At 41.7% G+C, this 18,604-nt stretch carries 17 protein-coding genes; 6 read left to right on the top strand and 11 right to left on the bottom strand.

Annotated elements, in window-relative coordinates; all coding sequences use genetic code 11:
* Nucleotides 1-226 precede the first annotated feature (226 nt).
* Nucleotides 227-808, top strand: coding sequence for a hemerythrin domain-containing protein (locus tag BWD47_RS11265; RefSeq protein WP_083633662.1), 582 nt, complete (start codon nucleotides 227-229; stop codon nucleotides 806-808).
* 33 nt (nucleotides 809-841) lie between these two features.
* Here the strand turns inward: BWD47_RS11265 and nrdD are convergent, their stop codons facing one another.
* Both nrdD and nrdG read right to left on the bottom strand, forming a co-directional pair.
* Entirely contained in the window at nucleotides 842-2,641 is a 1,800-nt protein-coding gene (gene nrdD / locus BWD47_RS11260) for an anaerobic ribonucleoside-triphosphate reductase (protein ID WP_075593997.1), read from the bottom strand.
* 5 nt (nucleotides 2,642-2,646) lie between these two features.
* Nucleotides 2,647-3,099, bottom strand: a complete 453-nt coding sequence (nrdG, locus tag BWD47_RS11255; protein WP_075593996.1) for an anaerobic ribonucleoside-triphosphate reductase activating protein — start codon at nucleotides 3,097-3,099, stop codon at nucleotides 2,647-2,649.
* A 266-nt stretch (nucleotides 3,100-3,365) separates the two neighbouring features.
* Between nrdG and mog the strand changes: the two genes are divergently transcribed.
* Nucleotides 3,366-3,893, top strand: coding sequence for a molybdopterin adenylyltransferase (gene mog / locus BWD47_RS11250; RefSeq protein ID WP_036973017.1), 528 nt, complete (start codon nucleotides 3,366-3,368; stop codon nucleotides 3,891-3,893).
* Between the two features lie 85 nt (nucleotides 3,894-3,978).
* Here the strand turns inward: mog and BWD47_RS11245 are convergent, their stop codons facing one another.
* Both BWD47_RS11245 and BWD47_RS11240 read right to left on the bottom strand, forming a co-directional pair.
* Entirely contained in the window at nucleotides 3,979-5,451 is a 1,473-nt protein-coding gene (locus BWD47_RS11245; protein ID WP_065978357.1) for a NarK family nitrate/nitrite MFS transporter, read from the bottom strand.
* A 331-nt stretch (nucleotides 5,452-5,782) separates the two neighbouring features.
* Nucleotides 5,783-6,973, bottom strand: coding sequence for an alginate export family protein (locus BWD47_RS11240; RefSeq protein ID WP_075593995.1), 1,191 nt, complete (start codon nucleotides 6,971-6,973; stop codon nucleotides 5,783-5,785).
* A 183-nt stretch (nucleotides 6,974-7,156) separates the two neighbouring features.
* On the opposite strand from BWD47_RS11240, the gene BWD47_RS11235 reads away from it, so the two are divergent.
* Nucleotides 7,157-7,900 carry a molybdopterin-synthase adenylyltransferase MoeB gene (locus tag BWD47_RS11235; protein WP_036973025.1) on the top strand — a complete coding sequence of 248 codons (744 nt, stop codon included), beginning with the start codon at nucleotides 7,157-7,159 and terminating at the stop codon, nucleotides 7,898-7,900.
* A gap of 16 nt (nucleotides 7,901-7,916) precedes the next feature.
* Here BWD47_RS11235 and BWD47_RS11230 read toward each other — a convergent pair whose 3' ends face one another.
* From BWD47_RS11230 to BWD47_RS11220, 3 genes are all read right to left on the bottom strand, one after another.
* Entirely contained in the window at nucleotides 7,917-8,360 is a 444-nt protein-coding gene (locus tag BWD47_RS11230; RefSeq protein WP_075593994.1) for a putative zinc-binding protein, read from the bottom strand.
* A 147-nt stretch (nucleotides 8,361-8,507) separates the two neighbouring features.
* A complete protein-coding gene (locus BWD47_RS11225; protein ID WP_196857407.1) occupies nucleotides 8,508-9,710 on the bottom strand; it encodes an NnrS family protein in 1,203 nt (400 codons plus the stop codon).
* Nucleotides 9,707-10,975, bottom strand: a complete 1,269-nt coding sequence (locus tag BWD47_RS11220) for a nitrate/nitrite transporter (RefSeq protein WP_065978355.1) — start codon at nucleotides 10,973-10,975, stop codon at nucleotides 9,707-9,709. The genes BWD47_RS11225 and BWD47_RS11220 overlap by 4 nt, the downstream gene beginning before the upstream one ends.
* Before the next feature lie 321 nt (nucleotides 10,976-11,296).
* Here BWD47_RS11220 and BWD47_RS11215 point away from each other — a divergent pair, with 321 nt between their 5' ends.
* Nucleotides 11,297-13,015, top strand: a complete 1,719-nt coding sequence (locus tag BWD47_RS11215) for a bifunctional protein-serine/threonine kinase/phosphatase (RefSeq protein WP_075593993.1) — start codon at nucleotides 11,297-11,299, stop codon at nucleotides 13,013-13,015.
* On the opposite strand, the gene BWD47_RS11210 is transcribed toward BWD47_RS11215, so the two are convergent.
* A complete protein-coding gene (locus BWD47_RS11210) occupies nucleotides 13,012-13,881 on the bottom strand; it encodes a U32 family peptidase (RefSeq protein WP_036973032.1) in 870 nt (289 codons plus the stop codon). The two genes, BWD47_RS11215 and BWD47_RS11210, sit on opposite strands and share 4 nt — an antisense overlap.
* 8 nt (nucleotides 13,882-13,889) lie before the next feature.
* Nucleotides 13,890-14,882, bottom strand: coding sequence for a peptidase U32 family protein (locus tag BWD47_RS11205; protein ID WP_074989365.1), 993 nt, complete (start codon nucleotides 14,880-14,882; stop codon nucleotides 13,890-13,892).
* A gap of 80 nt (nucleotides 14,883-14,962) precedes the next feature.
* Here BWD47_RS11205 and BWD47_RS11200 point away from each other — a divergent pair, with 80 nt between their 5' ends.
* Complete coding sequence (locus tag BWD47_RS11200) at nucleotides 14,963-15,481, top strand: SCP2 domain-containing protein (RefSeq protein WP_036973036.1); 519 nt, start codon at nucleotides 14,963-14,965, stop codon at nucleotides 15,479-15,481.
* A 134-nt stretch (nucleotides 15,482-15,615) separates the two neighbouring features.
* On the opposite strand, the gene BWD47_RS11195 is transcribed toward BWD47_RS11200, so the two are convergent.
* A complete protein-coding gene (locus BWD47_RS11195; RefSeq protein WP_036973038.1) occupies nucleotides 15,616-15,987 on the bottom strand; it encodes a hypothetical protein in 372 nt (123 codons plus the stop codon).
* A 69-nt stretch (nucleotides 15,988-16,056) separates the two neighbouring features.
* Complete coding sequence (locus tag BWD47_RS11190) at nucleotides 16,057-17,670, bottom strand: antiporter (RefSeq protein WP_075593992.1); 1,614 nt, start codon at nucleotides 17,668-17,670, stop codon at nucleotides 16,057-16,059.
* A 278-nt stretch (nucleotides 17,671-17,948) separates the two neighbouring features.
* On the opposite strand from BWD47_RS11190, the gene narL reads away from it, so the two are divergent.
* Nucleotides 17,949-18,602, top strand: a complete 654-nt coding sequence (gene narL / locus BWD47_RS11185; RefSeq protein WP_036973040.1) for a two-component system response regulator NarL — start codon at nucleotides 17,949-17,951, stop codon at nucleotides 18,600-18,602.
* Nucleotides 18,603-18,604 lie beyond the last annotated feature (2 nt).

The following is an 18,604-nucleotide window of genomic DNA, read 5'->3' as shown; positions in this document are numbered from 1 at the left end:
TTTTATTTACATTTCTAATTAAATAGCCGAATGAAGTTGGCAGCTATCAGGATCAATCCCTACATGGCATGAGGGAAATCCCCTATTAGGTAAGGTATTAAATGAATTTTTACGGGCACTACCTAGTAAAGGTTAAGCGTTTTCTATCCCCTTTGAGGAATATCTTTCGTCCTATGTTTCAACTAGATTGATTAAACCATTCGTCATTTAAAAGTAAGGATTGAGAATGTCTGCTCGTACAGAAACATCAAATGATATAGCGAGCGAAAGCGCTAATGCTATTGACCTTGTCAATGAAGATAACTCAACCACCAAGCAACACACTCATATTGGACAAGCTATTTCTGGCAGTAACATAAACTGGGAGGCGCAATCGCCCATTAAGCTCATTGCGCATATCATCGATAATTTTCATGAAAAGCACAGAATGCAATTTCAACAATTGATCCAATTAACCAAAGCAGTGAAATTAAAAAATACTGATCATGCTGACTACCCTCATCATCTGGAATCTCATTTATCGCAAATGAAATATGAACTTGAAGAACATATGATGAAAGAAGAGGCCATTTTATTCCCAATGATCATGAAAGGTTATTATCCATCGGGTCCTATTAGTGTGATGGAAGCAGAACACTTAGAGCACGAGAAGGCACTCGAAAAATTAACCACACTCACCAATAAGTTTACTCCTCCGCACGATGCTGATGAAGACTGGCAGCGTCTTTATGCCAAAATACATGAGCTCTACAACGATTTAAACGAGCACATTCATTTAGAAAATAATATTCTTTTTATGCAAGGTTAAGGCAAAAGGGGCAATAGACGCCCCTTTACATTGTTAGGCTAACGCTGATTGTTGTACTTTTGTGCATTGGTAATGTCGCAATTTGTGCTCTTTACGTCGGCCATGACTAAATGACGACACTCTTTTTAAGTAGCCAATCACGCGTGTGCCATAATCAATATCTGTTGAACCACACTGTGAGCATGATTGCCTTGAGCGTTTGTCGATATACTCACAGTGATTACAAATGGTGATCCTCACATTAATGCAAAAATAATTGCACCCCGTTCGCGCTGCCACATTAAATAACTGCATATATTGCTCAGTGTCTAAATGCTCTTCTAAGTTCAAATGCAGTGCTGAGCCACCATCTAAAAACTCTGTCATCGATTTACCATGCAATATAAACTTATCAAGGTGATTTAGTGTTGTGTCTTCTACTAAATAGAAATAACTGTTGTAGCATTCTCTTGGCGTGAAGTAGCCATCTTCGCTATCCCATTTGGCATTTTTTATCCCTAAATTTTCAGCAGGAACAAACTCAGTGTTAAATAAAAAGCCGGTCTCTTTTGTTGCTAAGCGATTCTCTTTATAAATCACTTCTAACTGACTTTTCACCCATTCTTTATACGCATCATTAACCCCCACTTGAATACCTAAATACTCTGCGGCTTCAACCATGCCATTAATACCAATGGTTAAAAATTGCTTGTTAAAGGAAATAAACCCTGCGTCGTACACCGGTAGCATGCCCGCTTGCTGGTACTCTTCCATTAAGGTGCGATACGCGATTTGATAAGCATGTATTTTTCTTATTTCTGTTGCTAGGTCTCTGCCATCTTGCACCAATCGATTCATATTCAGTGTAATAACATTGATAGAGCCCGTCGAAACGCCCCCCGCGCCTAAACTATACGAAAAACTATGATCGCTAATTTCATTACGAAGTCGACAGCATGAGGCTAATGAATCAGCATCGGTTGATTGATAAACAAAAAATGAGCCGCCTTGACTTAAGTTTTCGGCACACATCAATGCAAATTCTTTATCTTTAGGTTCATTGTCTTCTACTAGCATGGCAGCGGTGACAACAGGAAATGTTAAAACAGCTTTGTTTCGCTCTTGGTTAAACCAATTTAAAAACATGTCTTGCAGTGCCTTTAAAGACGACCAATCGGGAGCCGTCATATCAGGAAACACAAAATGACCAAACATAGCCTCAAAGTATGCACTATCGTACAACGAGATATTCCAAAATACGCTTTGATAACCTCGTGCAGCAGCGGGTTGATTTAAAGCGTACACGACATGCTGTAAGTGATTTTCTATCTGTTTATAGTGAGTAACTAAATAGTCTTCACCGTAATCCTTACGCGCAAAGTAATCAAAATACATTAAAAACTCGACCGTCGCGACAGCCCCTGCAAACTGCGCGCTAATTGCAAAAACAAGATTCACAAAACTGCCGCAGAACGATTCTAAATGCTTGGGTGCCTTAGACTCTCCCCCTAATTTGGTTAGCCCATCCAATAAAAATGGATACATGGTGATAGAAGTACAGTAAGGCTTTAAGCTCGTTTCATCATGCACATAAATTTCATGGTTCTCAATTTGTCGAAGGTACTCTTTGCCCAATGACTCGCCGAAAAGCGCGGTTATTTTATTACTCACCTGAGTGCGATTAACGTGAATGAAAAAGTCTTTCATTATTTCTGATTCTAGCGTCGCTATATTTTTTAATGTCACATTTGCATTCGCATCCACTTTAGAACCATCGGCCGCATTCTTGGCCTGTGTATAGTTTTCGATGAAACGCATTTTTTCTTTTAATTGTTCACAATTCAGCATAGACATTTTTGTTATCCTTTTAAAAATAATGAGTTAAGTACCTTACCCGAAGCAATTTCAATAAATCGTTGATTAGTTAAATGGCTCGCCAGGCCACCTAATTCAGCGACATAACGGCCCGTTTTTACATAAGTCAGCTGTGCTTTTAATTGCTCCGACACATCCTCAAGCCCGGTATACAAACACGTTGCTAAGCCTTGCTGCGTTGCTAACTTTAAAAAATAAACTAAATCACCTTCCTGCCATTCTCCGCCAAAAAACACCACACAAGTTATCAAGTGCTTATAGCGCTCAAGCAGTGCAATAAAGCGTTGCGATGTTAACCGCTCACCATACTTTGGATCCCATGTATCAACGCTATGACATCCAGGACAGCGCAAGGGGCACCCCGTGCACACAAAGCCTAACGCAATGTGTCCGGGGACTTCTTGAAAGCACACTTGGGGTTCTAATACATTAAACATAAACCACTACATATTGTGTTTTAAATTTCAATATGATCAATATATAGTATCAACGCCGTTTTAAGCCAGTTTAAAACTTGATCTAGATCAAAGCAGCTTAGTTCTGCCAAAAGAACAAAATGGGTAGCCAATCAAAACCCCGCTCCTGTCACAAATAAAATGCAGCGAAACGGAGCGCCCCCCAAACACCTCTACCTACTTTGGAGGAGTTACCTTTACCCATCACTTTGCTAGAGTGCGAATAAATGAATTGTAAAGAGATGAAAATGACTGCGAAAATTGGAATTTTGACTGTTAGTGATCGCGCAAGCCGAGGCCAGTACGATGACTTATCGGGACCCGCTATCACCGATACATTAAATGACTATTTAAGTTCGCCATGGCAGGCATGCTATCGATTAGTCGAAGACGAGCAACATTTAATTGAAGCGGCATTATGCGAGCTTGCCGATCAAGAACAATGCGCTTTAATCATTACCACAGGTGGAACGGGTCCCGCCAAACGAGACATAACCCCCGAAGCCACAGAAGCGGTGTGTGACAAAATGATGCCAGGATTTGGTGAGTTAATGCGTACTGAAAGCTTAAAATACGTGCCAACGGCTATACTCTCTCGACAAACAGCGGGGATAAGAGACCGCTCATTAATTATTAACTTACCGGGCAAACCCAAAGCGATTCGTCAATGTCTTGATGCCGTATTTCCTGCGGTGCCTTATTGTATTGATTTACTTGAAGGGCCTTACTTAGAATGTGATGAATCTGTGGTTCAAGTATTTAGACCTAAGTCATAAATAAGGTTTGTCATAACGTTAAAACATCCCCTTAGTTAATAACGAAAAAAGCCAGCTTAAGCTGGCTTTTCTATCGTATTAAGATTTATTTGTGTGATACATCAATCAGTTCAACAGTCCCGTCTTCGCGTACTTCAGCAATTTGACCTCGCGGTTCATCCATAAAGAACAAAGTAACAAAGCCAATCATTGCCGTACCGGCGATAACATAAAAGAAAGTTGCATAATCAACGAACGATAACACCGTTAAAAATGTAACTGCCCCAACGTTACCATATGCCCCTGTCATCCCTGCAATTTGACCTGTTAAGCGACGTTTAATTAATGGCACGACCGCAAACACAGCACCTTCACCTGATTGAACAAAGAAAGAACACGCCATGGCTGTTGCAACTGCTAACCATAATGGCCACTGCGAATTAACCATGCCCATTAACAGATAACCTGCGGCTAAACCGGCGGTTAAAATAAGTAACGTTGTACGGCGACCAAACTTATCTGAAATAAACCCACCTGCTGGGCGTGACATTAAGTTCATAAATGCATACGCACCGGCCACCATCCCTGCCATAACAGGGTCAAGCGAGAAGGTCTCAGCAAAAAATAGCGGCAGCATTGACACCACAGCAAGCTCAGAACCAAAATTTGTAAAATACAAAATATCCAGCACAGCTACTTGCTTAAAGCTATAGCGGTGTAACTCAGGTACTTCTTGCTCAAATACCGTTTTATTTACATTCCACACTTTTTTAACTTCAAACAAGTACAGCAGCACTAACCCACCATAAATAAGGTGTACGACATTTGCTTCAATCATCCCAACACCATTGGGTGAGAGTTTCCAAGCCAGTAATGCCATTGCTGCATACATAGGGATTTTCATGATTAGGAGTAAGAAAAAATCGCCTTTAGAAGTGACTTCCATCGCCCCTAAATTTTTAGGACGAAAGTACGTCGAGCCTTTAGGTGTATTGGTTACATTAAAATAATAAATAAAACCATACACAAAGCTCATTACACCCGTAATACCAATTGCATAACGCCAACCATCATCGCCGCCAAAAATTAATGCCAACGTAGGCAGTGAAAAAGCCGCAGCAGCGGAACCAAAGTTACCCCAGCCACCATACACACCTTCTGCGGTGCCTAACTCGTGATGAGGGAACCATTCAGACACCATGCGGATACCAATAACAAAGCCTGCGCCGATAAACCCAAGTAAAAAACGAGCAATGGCAGCTTGCAAAAAGCTATCAGCAAAAGCAAACATTAAACAAGGTACTGCGCTGACAATCAGCAAACATGAATAGACTAACCTTGGCCCGTATTTATCGGTTAGCATGCCAATAATCACGCGGGCAGGAATGGTCAAAGCCACGTTCAAGATCAGTAGTGTTTTTACTTGCTCTGTACTTAATCCCAAGGTGGTTTTTACAGCCTGTAGTAACGGTGCAAAATTAAACCACACAAAAAAGGTGATAAAGAATGCAAGCCAACTAAGATGTAAGATTTTCATTTTTCCTTGAAAGGAAAAAAGGTTAAATTTTTCACTCGCCATTGTCGTCTCCAAACGGTTTTATTAATTTGATTCTGAGCCGACTTACTAAAAAAGAATTGATGTAAATCAAGGAATAAAGGTAACCGCCGTGCAGCCAAAAACACGTCTACCCCCTATGAATAGGCGCACTGCAAAGCAATGCCTTTGTTAACTGCGCTTACTACCTACTAAGGTGTATTAACACCCCCTATCACTCTATGAGGGAGATAAAAGGAGATATTGGAGGAATAACAATGAGGTTTTGGGATATCACACAGAAAAAAGCCTCCGAAGAGGCTCATAATTGCAGGGAACTGAAACTAATCTAGCTGCTAAAAAGCATGCTAAGCGGTTAAAACTTATGAGTGAGCATCAACCATACCTTATCGGTATCCGTGGCATAATCATCAGCGTTGTACATGGCATATTTAAACAGCACATTACAGTTGCTTGAAAGTGCATATGCAGCCGTTAAATCAAGCTCTTGGCCATAATCGATGCTGTGTGCATCACTATCAAAAAAGTGATAAGTCGCGCTCAGCTTTATATCTGCCAACTGCCCATTAACGCCAAAGTATAAATCAGCAAGCCCATTACCTGGGGTCGCTAAAAACTTATCTGCAAAACCTTGGAACTTATGCCCTGTTGCCAGTGGTGTACTAAAACCTATGTTGTTATCTGAGCCTAACAGCTCATAGCCAACTTTCCAGCCAAGCTTACTCACTTTACCCTTTAGCTCCGCTAATATATAGTCAGCATCAAACGAATTGGGGTTATCGGCATAATCTTGCTGAGTTGCATAACTAACCGTATAACTCAATGAATCGGATAATTGGCCTGTTGCGCGTACACCCATTGTTTGTGTTGAGCTGGCTAAAGCAGCATCAAAGTCATAGAGATAGGCAAACACACTGACATTAAATTGCTTATTAACTTGGTATGCAGCATTGGCAAAGTGTAATTTACCGTGCAAATCGCTTTTATTGCTGTCTTCACCAAAAATACGATTCACATTAAACACATAGCTGTAGTCGAACTTTAATGACTCTGATGGTTTATAAACGACTCTGTAACCATCAAAAGTTTGTTCATTCTGGCGCCATGCGACACCCCCTACAAATCGTTGGTCATCAAGGTTGATACGTTGTCTACCCGCAACAACGTGCAACTCTTTATTTTTGAATTGCAAGCTTGCTTGATTAACCTCAGTACCTTTAGGGTCAGCAACAACGGGGTGATCCGTATGACCATTAACGGTACTGTTATAATTGTCATTACCAATCTCGGTAACATTATCAAACTCGAGAAGTGCTGAAACGCCTTTGAGTGTTGCCGTTGTATAATTAATACGCGTGAGTAATGTTGATGCATGTGCTTGTTCAGCGATCCCCGATTGATCGACATTTTCATATCGATAACGCAACATGCCATGCACTTCACCATTCGCCAACATGTTATGAATGCCATTATCTTCAGTTGCACTCACTTGCGTACTCAAAGCAAATGTAACTAACGCTGTTAGAACTGAGAGCTGTGTTTTCATATCACTACCTTGCTATGTTTTTAAGTTATGCACAGATTACGGCTATGCATAACTATGAAAATTGATTTAAATCAACTTTTTCATAGCGTTACCTAATATGACTCACTGCACCTCCAAAGAGGTATAACAACACTGCCCTATTTAATGTAGGCTTATAGACGCGTTCTAAAGAAGGAAAATTGCATGTTATTAGAGAGTGCCAACACCCTGCGTTATTGCCGTCATATTCTGCTTCCTCAGGTTCAAGAAGAAGGGCAAGAAGCCATTATGGCAAGCCACGTACTCGTTGTCGGAGCTGGAGGACTGGGTAGTGCAGTACTCCCTTACCTTGTTGCGGCAGGTGTCGGAAAAATTACTTTATTTGATCATGACACAGTGGATATAACTAACCTGCAACGACAAATATTACACACCGAAAACAGTGTGGGTCAGTTAAAAGTTGAATCAGCTAAACAGCAATTAACAGCACTCAATAGCCAAGTAGAGATGACAACCTATGCTTCTGAGTTTACGACACACCATGAGCCAGAGTTAATCAGCGCTGATGTTGTCGTTGACTGCAGTGATAATCTCGCAACACGCTTACTGCTTAATCGCTTATGTTGGACACATAAAACGCCCCTAATTTCAGGTTCTGCAATTCGTATGGAAGGGCAACTCATTCACTTTCCAATGCGTGACGGCGATCCCTGTTATGCCTGCGTTGCTCGGCTATTTAAAGAGCCCTCATTAAGCTGTATGGAAGCTGGGGTCCTTGCCCCAGTAGTTGGCACTTTAGGTTCATTGCAAGCCACAGAGGCGCTTAAAAGCCTGCTATCTATGCCCCCTAAAACAGTGTCAATGCTGTTATATGATGCAGAGCACCTGACATTTAAAGAGTTTATTATTCCAAAACAACCCCACTGCGAGGTGTGTGCAGAGCGTTAAAGTTACATTGCTAACCTTAACGCTCTGCACACGGAAACATCGCAATCACTTTGCTTCCTGCGGCTTCCTTTTGATTCACTTTATGTTGCTTTGGTAGGACAGACGCGAGTTGATACTGCACCGTTTTTGTCACTTGCAAACAGGCCGCTAGCGAAGGTTTGCCCACGCCATTGTTTATTTTCTGAAGCTGCTTGGTCATATCAAAATGATAAAATGTATTAATAGATAACTTTTCGAGGCTTAACTTCGCACAGTTAAGCCCACAGCCATCAAAAACAATAATCGCAGGAGAAGATGCTAACTTTTGCCAATGCATAGCAGAACCTGCTGATAATGCCGTAATGGAGACTTTTTCAACTTTCCCCTGCATAATTAAACTTTGTGATAAGTCTTCAGCCAGCTCTGCACCATAACTACAGCCTGAGCACGTTAACAATATTGGTAAAGATTGCTCCTTCATGCTTTCCACTCTTTTTACTGATACGTAAATATCAGCTTAGTAAGCGTACAAAAATTCAGCTTGATCTACATCAAGAGGAATGAAGTCCACACTAATTCAAAAGAGGTAGCTACTTTACCTAAACAACCATATTGACGTATAGAAACGTTAGCCTGCGCGGCCATCTGCTCTTGGTTGTGTTAACACCGGAAAATACACTAAGCAGAATAAACCATAAGCCATACACCATGTAATCACAGATAAAGAAATAAAGTACAGGCTCAATTGTGAATTTATCAACACACCAAATACGCGTAATAAGGCCGCTATTAATACCGCACCAAATGCAAAAATAATGGCGTGCTTAACCACTAATTTTCTTCCAGTGTGGCCTAAGCTAACACGCGCCATCATGCTTAAAATCATATTGCCCATAGCCCCCACAGTCAGTGCATGGAAAGCGGTCGAAATTGACAATAAATCAGTGAAGTAAGACATCCCCATTAATATAATTCCCACAGGAATAAACCAATAAGCCAAATGCAAACTCCACAGCAGTGGAACCGCTAAGGTTTTAAAGAACGGCCATCGCGCCGCACGAAGACAATGAAATACAGCACATATAATGAGCATGCCGCCAATGAGCTCATTGCTCAGGTAATAAACTGCACCAGTAAAAAACAACACAAAAATAAACCAGGTACTGCCAAGCGCTGCAATCTCTAACCAAGGTTTACCGTCGACCTTCTTTGTCGCAGTTGCATTTGCAGTGAAAAAGGGAATTACACGCCCGCCTAATACACTCATTAATAACGTAATTAGCCAAATAGCAGACATATAACCATGCTGATACAATTCAGGCATCCCCAGTGTCACGCCTAAGTGCATTAATAAATTGGCAGCACTGAGTAATAAAATAATCGGCACAAAAAAGAGGTTTCGCATTTGCCCTTTGACAATGATTGGTTTTGCTAACCAATAACCCGCTAAGGGCAAAAACACCATATCAATACCAAATACTAACCAGTGCGGCAAAGCGGGCACCACCATGGCAACTCGCGCGATTAACCATGCAAGAGTTAACAGCAGCAGCTTTCGACCATGAATAGAGCGTAAACCTGTCCAGTTTTGTACCGCGGTTAATAAAAAGCCGATAACAATAGCGCACACAAAACCAAACAGCATTTCATGGCTATGCCAGAACAAAGCCCCTCCATAAGGAGAGAAAGACCAGTGACCATTGAGTACTAATCCCCACACAACCAAAGCAATACAACTAAATAAGCCCCCACACAAAAACAGCGGACGAAATGCGAGCTGAAATAAGGCAACGTCACTTTTGGTTTGTTGTTCATCGGATATTTGCATCATAAACTATCATCTTCTAAAAAATTATAACTCGCAGCTTCATTCAATCTTCGTTGATAGCGCTCAGCACGCACCGCGAAATACATCAGCATCATACAGACAGCTAACACAGCGTAAAGCAACATAAAAGAGGCACTGTAAAAGCCAAATAAATCAACCACCGCACCAAACATTATCGGTAATGTGAATCCTCCCAAGGCCCCAATGGCAGCAATAAAACCGCCTACCTTGCCCATTTCTAACGGGTAGTTTTCATGGATAACTTTAAACACACTGGCACGCCCAAAACCTTGCGCTAAGCCAATCACAAATAATAAGCCAGTAAACACCCACACATTCACCGACACAGATAAATTCACATCTTGCTTAATACCATGAATGGTCATTGTTGTGGGCGGGTAGCTTAAGAAAAACAAACACACTAAACACACCCAAAACACGCTCCAGTTAACACTACGACCGCCATACTTATCGGCAAACCACCCACCAAGAGCCCGTATCACCGACGACGTTGCAACAAAAAACAATGTAAAGGCCATCGCTTGTTTAATTGATAATTGGTAGGCCTGCATATAGTAATATGGCAGCCAAAGCAGTAAGGCCAAGAAAGAACCAAACACAAAATAATAATAGAGCCCTAATCGCCAAACTTGCGTATTTTTCAGTAACAGTGTCCAGGTTTGCGGTTTACTATTAATAACATGAGCGTTATCTGGCTGGCTGGGGGCAAACACACCATACAGCACCGCAACAAATAACAAACCAAACGCATACACAGGCCCAACCCACTGCCAACCATAGCGCTCCATTAACCAAGGCGCTAACACGAGTGTAATAGCGGCACCGGCATTACCCACGCCAAAAATCCCCATCGCGGTTCCTTGTTGACTGCGTTGATAAAAATCACACACATAACGGATACCGAGGGTAAATGAGCTACCACTGAGACCAATCCATAAACCGAGAAAAAGTAGTTGAGAATAGCTTGTCGTTATATACAAGCATGCAAGGGCGGGCACACACACTAACATTTGCACAACAAAGAGCACTTTTGCCGAATAGCGGTCAGCCAATTCGCCAGCGGGGATCCGAGACAATGCACCTGTGAACATCGGGGCTGCAAGTAAGCCACCTAACTCAGTGACCGTTAATTGCCATTGCGATGATAAAGGCAATACTATCGCCGCATACAATGTCCATACGGAAAAGTTAGCCGCAAAAGCTAAGGTAGCAAATAATAACGCACGTTTAGCGCGAGACTCTGACATGCGATGCTCCAATTAAAAACGGTCGATGAACACGTCATCTATAAATCATTGACCCATTCTACCTAAAGCACGCGCTTTTTATGAGGCTCTACCCACAATGCCACAACTTAAAAATATCAACAGACAAAAACGACGAACAAAATAAAAAGCACATAAAAATCAAAGAATTAAAAACAACAACAATTACCCCAAAAGAGGTAGTTAAGCTTATTTGATAATAAACAGACCCGAAAAACTGACCGTTTATTGATCTGTACAGGTTGAATACTCCCCCCGTTTTCTTGCACTATTTTGATATTATTTCAAAGCTAACTACACATTATGCAAAGCACTCAGGTTGATGCAGGATTTCATACCTCACGCGGAATAAAAGAAATCAACGAAGATTGCGCAGGTCTTTTTATTCCAAAAGATGAGTACCTCAGCAATATTAAAGGTGCCGCATTTTGTGTTGCCGACGGTGTTAGCTCAGCAGAAGCAGGTAAAGAAGCGAGCGAAACAGCCGTTGAACGCTTTCTTAGTGAATACTTTAAAACCCCCGATACATGGTCTGTTAGTCGCAGTGGCGAACAAGTATTATCGGCAATCAATTTACGCCTTTTTCGCAAAAGCCATGCATTTTCACAAGAAAATAAAGGTTACTTATCAACCTTAAGCTGCCTGATTTTAAAAGGAAATCATGGTCATATTTTTCATGTGGGTGATAGTCGAATTTATCGCTTTAGAAATGGAAACTTAAAGCAACTCACAGCCGATCACACCACCAATTTAGGGCAAGGAAAATCGTTTTTATCGCGTGCCATTGGCATGGATAACAAATTACACATTGATTACAGCAGCAATGAATTACAACAAGGTGACATTTACTTATTAAGCTCTGACGGGGTGCATGATTTTCTCCCGACCGATATCTTAATAGATAACTTATTGAGTTATCAGCCAGCCTCTAAAATAGCAGAGCAACTGTGTATAGAAGCCAAAAAGCATGGCAGTGATGACAATATCAGTTGTGTCGTTTTAAAAATAAAAGAGCTGGCATATCAAAATGAAGCTGAATATAGCGCTGAGCTCACAAAATTGCCTTTTCCACCGCCGCTTAAAGCAGGTATGAAATTAGATGGTTATCTTGTCATTGAAGAGCTGTTTGCCTCATCACGTAGTCAACTTTATTTAGTGGAAGATGAGCTTACAAAAAAGCGTTACACAATGAAAACGCCTTCAGCCAATTTTGACGACGACACACATTACATCGACCGCTTTATTAAAGAGCAATGGATTGGCAGCCGAATTGACTCCCCTTATGTCGTAAAAATTTATCAACATTCACGGCCAAGAAGTGCCCTGTATTATTTAATGGAATGGCTCGATGGCACCAGCCTCGACAACTGGTTAGCTGAGCATCAGCCCCTAAAACCTAAACGAGCAATCGCCATCGTTAAACACATTGCAGCGGCCTTAAATGCTTTTCATAGTAATGATGCGATTCACCAAGATCTCAAACCTGGCAATGTGATGGTATTAGAAAATGATGAAATCAAACTGGTTGATTTTGGCTCTGTGTTTGTTGCTGGAGTTGCGGAGCTTTATCAGCCAATAGAACATCAAGGGGCACTTGGCACGGCCAGCTATTCAGACCCTAATTATTTGCTGGGCAAAAATGCTGCCGTGCAAGGTGATGTGTATAGCCTCGCGACTATTTGCTATGAATTATTTACTCACCACTTACCCTATGGCGAAAAAGTTGAGCAATGCACAAGCATGGCAGACTACGACAAACTACGTTATCACAGTGCCATTAAACATAACCCCGTTATTCCAATTTGGTTTGATAAAGCACTGCAAAAAGGGGTTAGTTTTGATTTAACAGAGCGCTATCAAACCGTGGATGCACTCATGCATGACTTAACCGTCCCTAATCCTGAATTTTTAAAACCGGATCCTGAACCGAAGGAAGCCAGCAGTTTATTATTTTGGAAAATGGTAAGTGGTTTTTGGTTTATCACACTGGCTCTCATATTGTATTTATTTAGCCAGCACTAAGACTGGCAATGCATACCCGCAATGTGATGCCAAAAGCCATTAATATGTTCATCCGGTCGCTTAGAGTCGGTGCCCAAAGCAAACGACTCAATCCATTGTAAGTCGTCCATATCGTGCATACTTAGCCGCGCGATATCCGCACTGCTATTAAGTGCATGGCGGTCTTCACACAAGTTATACACTTGCCCAGACATTGTTTGAATGCCATTTAAGGTAAACACCTTTTTACCGTCTTGGCTGTGAGTCATTAATCCCGAAGGGTGCTTTTGACAAATGAGCTCACATTGATCTTTAGCTAAGTCATAATGGCGAGCCGTGAAGCATCGCGCACTGTAAGCCAAAGGCAACAAGCCATAACTAAACACTTCAAATTGCATCGGTAAATCTGTCAAACCCGCGTATTCGTGTTTTAAAGCCACCAGCCAATCTCTCGACAATTCAACAGGCATAACCCAGCGCACAGCTCCCATTTGAGCAAACTTTGCTAGCGTATAACCGTTATAAACATTAATTGCGGGGCCAATCACAAATGGTAATCCCAAGCTATGTAATTGCTGCACGGCGGCAAGATCATTCGCCTCTATTAAATACGCGCTTTGACGACACACACGTTTTAACTCTTGAAGTTGAGCCCCCGACTCCAACAAGGCTAAGCTAGACAGCACCACTTCTTTTCCTGCTTGCTCTAGCATTTTAGCCCACTCAAGGTAATCATTTAGGCGACTTAAACGTCGCTTTCCACAGACGGTTTCGCCTAAATAAACAATATCGGCTGTCGACTGCGCTACCCGCTCATAAAATTGTTCGAGCAACTCCTTTTGCCACAAAAACAACATGGGCCCTACCGCAACTTTTAACTGTGTCATTGTTACTCCTATTTCCACTTGCGATGATACGCACCTAAGGTGGTTTGCTGCCCCTCAGATAAACTGTCCAGCGTCGTTTGCCAATGCGTTTCAACACTGAAGTCAGTCACATTTTGCTTTGCATGGTCAATAGCCTGTCGCCAAACGCGTGTAACTTGCTCAACATAGGCAGGGCTGCGCTGTCGGCCTTCAATTTTAACGGCCGCAATATTCATGGCTAATAACTCAGGTAACAAAGAAAGCGTATTTAAGCTCGTTGGCTCTTCTAAGGCATGGTAGGTTTCGTTATTAACAACAAAACGCCCTTTACATAACGTTGGATAACCGGCTTGCTCATCGTCAGTGAACTGATCAATCAATACATCATTCAAGCGTGATTGCATTCGAGCGCCCTGTTGTTGCCAACGAACAAACTTGGCCGGCGAACAGGCACCTGTTGTATTAGGTGATTCGCCTGTTAAATATGAAGATAAATAACAACGCCCTTCGGCCATAATACATAAACTACCAAAGGCAAAAAGCTCAAGTTCGATGTCGGTGGTGGTTGCCAATTGCCTGACCTGTTGCAAACTTAATACCCTAGGCAATACCACTCGCTTCACACCAAACTGCTTATAAAAATCAATTGCGAGTGCATTTGTCACCGATGCCTGCACACTGACATGCATTTCTTGGTGCGGATAATTATTCGCAATAAAATCAAGCGCAGCAATATCAGCAACAATCAGGGCATCTACCCCCACAGCAATCGCTTCATCAATGGCATGCTTCCATCTTGTAAAATGATTGGGGTGAGCAAAGGTGTTAATAGCAACATGCAATTTTCTTTTATGCTGCTGACAATAGTCTGCCGCTTCAACGAGTTGCCGCTCATTCAAGTTTAGGCCCGCAAAGTGACGCGCATTGGTATCATTGTTTAAGCCAACGTAAACCGCATCAGCGCCTTGCGCAATTGCTCTTTTTAACGAGGGTAAGTTTCCTGCTGGGCAAAGTAACTCCATACCCACTCCTGATTATTTAAACTAAGAAATAAATTATCAATAATGGTAAGCCAGCAAACCTAATAAGGTAATCTACTAATATGATTAGTCTCACTGATATTATGAAGCATAAAACTCCGCCATTTTTTACCCCGAAATGGCTAACTGCTATTACTCATCTCACGCCAACCGCAGGCATAAGTTGGCTGATAGAACAGCGAATAAACCTCATTTTTAAGACACAGATCAACGACGGTGAGCTCGACTTTTTGATTGATAAACAGTTATGCATTGACGTCGATAACCTGCCACTCAGCTTGCTTATTTCACTCAATGCAACCTCTAAACGGTTAACTATTTTCTCTATAAAACCGTGGTTACTCCCTAAAGAACACCTCAAATACGACGGAAAGTTAACAGGGAGTAGTGATACATTTTTAAGTTTGATGAGTGGAAAATACGACCCTGATACACTTTTTTTCTCACGTAAATTAGCAATCCAAGGCGACACAGAACTGTGCCTAACTGTTAAAAACTGGCTCGATACGCAAGACCCACAAGCAAGCTTGCCAGACTGGTTATTTAATCAGTTAACAGAGTACGTAGAGTCATTACAATAAAAAGAAGGCAGCGAGTAGCTGCCTTCTTTTTACATTTAGGAGAGTTGTGCACAGAGCACACTAACGGCCATTAATCAGTTTAATATCGACCACTTACTTTGTGCCATTATTGCCGTGCAATTTTTTATACTGACTTAACTACCGACCATTTCTACAAGGTTATCTTCTCTGTCGAGGACAACATACAACGCCGTGTTTTTACCACTTTGTACGTCTTTAATCATCGCCTTCATGCTACTTTCAATCAGGCTGACCTCTGTATTAGCACCAATACTGGTGACAAATAATAAATCCCATGCTTGGTTTATGTTATCTGCTTCGTGACAAAGCGCCGTATAGTCAGTTAACTCACTGGGCAGTTTATCAACACACATAACAGGCTCAATCACGCCTTTATTGACATCGTTAACTGAACTTTCAACATTTGCTTTTGTAAATAACAACAGTAGCTTAACGGGTTCAGCTTGATGGCGAGCCATGGATAATAATTCTTGAAACTTACTCATATTCTTTTCCTGCAACAATAGAAAAAGAGCCAAAAACCGAAGTTGATGGCTCTGGACAAGTGGAGATCGTTATGGATTATAAAATTCGCCGTCTTTTCTTAAGTAGAACCACCAATTAATAATCAAACATAGCGCATAAAATACCGCGAAACCAATCAGTGCTACCTCAGGTGTTGTCGCTTTAATTTGCTGACCAAATACCATTGGAATATAAAATGCACCGTATGCAGCCACTGCCGAAGTCCAACCTAATACAGGGCCTGCTTGTTCTTTAGGAAACACCATCGCAATCGTTCTAAAGGTTGAGCCATTACCAATCCCTGTTGCTCCAAATAGCACTAAGAATAAGATGAAAAATGGCATAAAGAACTCTTCAGGTGTAGGCGACTGATAAGCCTCTTTCATGTAATAGGCTGCACCTAACGACGAGCCAATCATTACCACAGAACACACCTGTGTTACTAACGCACCACCCCATTTATCAGCAATCCACCCACCTAGTGGACGAATTAATGCCCCAATAAATGGTGCCATCCACGCATACATGAGCGCACTTGGGCCATTTGGGTTTAAGGTACTATGGGTCATCACACCATCAACCATAATGTGTTGAAAACCAAAAATAACTTTGATTGCTAACGGAAATGCTGCCGCAAAACCAATAAATGAACCAAACGTCATGGTGTAAATCGTGCTCATTACCCAGGTATGTTTATTATTAAAGATTTGATATTGCTTAGTGAGGCTTTTACCAATCGCCCCCGGTATCATCTTCAGTAAAAACACGGTAATAGCAACAACCAGCACCAGTACCAACTCTTTCGGTACCCCAAAGCCAGAACCATTTGCTGATTCAGGAAGCATCAACCACAGACCAGCCGCCGCAGTGGCAAGACCAATTGTTAGCATCACAGAAACCATTGCAAATGCACTCAGAGGGCTGCCTAAGTTTGGTGACACTTCTGGCGTGCGAATGTTATTCATACCAAACCATGTTGCAAAGAACAGCGGTATTAAGAACAGTAGCCATAAAAAACCACCGTTTTGCAGCCAAGTTTCAGAACCGGCTGGAATTTTACCAATCAAACTTCCCGACGTGCTCACCAACGTAATTGGATCGCCGCCCAATGCACCAAACACCCCATATGTCATAAACAATGGAATCAAAATCTGCATCGTTGTCACACCAAAGTTACCTAACCCTGCATTGAGACCCAGCGCTAAACCTTGTTGTTTTTTTGGAAAGAAAAAGCTGATATTTGACATTGAAGAAGCAAAGTTACCCCCACCAATACCCGACAACAAAGCAAGTAACTGATATTGCCACAATGGTGTCGTTGGGTCTTGTAATGCCAAGCCGGTAAATAGAGCCGGAATTATGAGTAGCGATGTAGTGAAGAACAGCGTGTTTCTGCCACCACAAAAGCGAATGAAGAAACTACTGGGAATACGTAATGTAGCACCAGAAAGTCCAGCTATCGCCGTCAGCGTAAATAGCTCATCTGCGCTAAAACTAAACCCTGCATTCATCATCTGAACGGTCAAGATTCCCCAGTAAAGCCAAACAGCGAAGCCACAAAGTAAACTTGGGATCGAAATCCATAAATTCCTTTGCGCAATTTTTTTACCTTGGGAATTCCAGAAAGCTTCATTTTCTGGTTCCCACTTGTCTAGTTCAGCCATATGCTGCTCCATTTCGTTCTAATTGAACTTACTATGCGCACATAAAATCAACTCAACAATTCACATTGATGGGTAAGCCACACACAGCATAAGCAGCAAGCAACTACCACTTAGTGGGTATATTTAAGCGTAAGCAATTGTTTATCATTAAATAATATAAGAAAGCTTAAGGTTATTAGGAGTAATAGGGAGGCTTTTTGGTGAATACTTTATTGATCCACGTTAAGATATTTTTAAACCGCCAGTCTTTCAGGCTAAAGCCAACAAAGAGTTAAAGTATGAATGCACTAACCAGCTCAATTTTATTAGTTGATGACCACCCATTGCTACGCAAAGGCCTACAACAGTTAATCGATTTAGAAGACGAACTCGTCGTCATCGGTGAGGCAGCAACAGGCAAAGAAGGGCTACAGTTAGCTATAGAGCATGATCCCGATCTCATTATTCTTGACCTTAATATGCAAGGAATGGATGGCTTAGAAACCCTTAAAGCCATGCGTGCCAGTGATGTTACATCGCGTATTATTATGCTAACGGTTTCTGATAACGATGAAGACGTGCTCACTGCAATCAGCTATGGCGCAGATGGTTACTTACTAAAAGACATGGATCCTGAAGAAATTCTCGAAAAAATAAAACAAGCGGCACTGGGTAAAATGGTGCTGAGTGAAAAGCTCACAGGGGTACTCGCCCAAGCTATCCGCAAACCTGATGTATCGCAAAAAGCGAACATCCTCAATTCACTCACTAGCCGTGAATTTGAAATCCTCAAGTTAATTGCGAAAGGGTTATCAAACAAGTTAATCGCACGAGAATTAGATATTTCTGATGGCACCGTTAAAGTGCACGTAAAACACCTGCTGAAAAAGCTAAACCTGCGCTCACGTGTTGAAGCTGCCGTGTGGATAATCAATCAGCAAAAAGGGGCTTAATA

The organism is Pseudoalteromonas sp. PAB 2.2 (assembly GCF_001938575.1).
Classification (GTDB): Bacteria; Pseudomonadota; Gammaproteobacteria; order Enterobacterales; family Alteromonadaceae; genus Pseudoalteromonas; species Pseudoalteromonas lipolytica.
The sequence above is the reverse complement of the archived record's forward strand: the minus strand, read 5'-3'. Positions and strand labels throughout refer to the sequence as shown.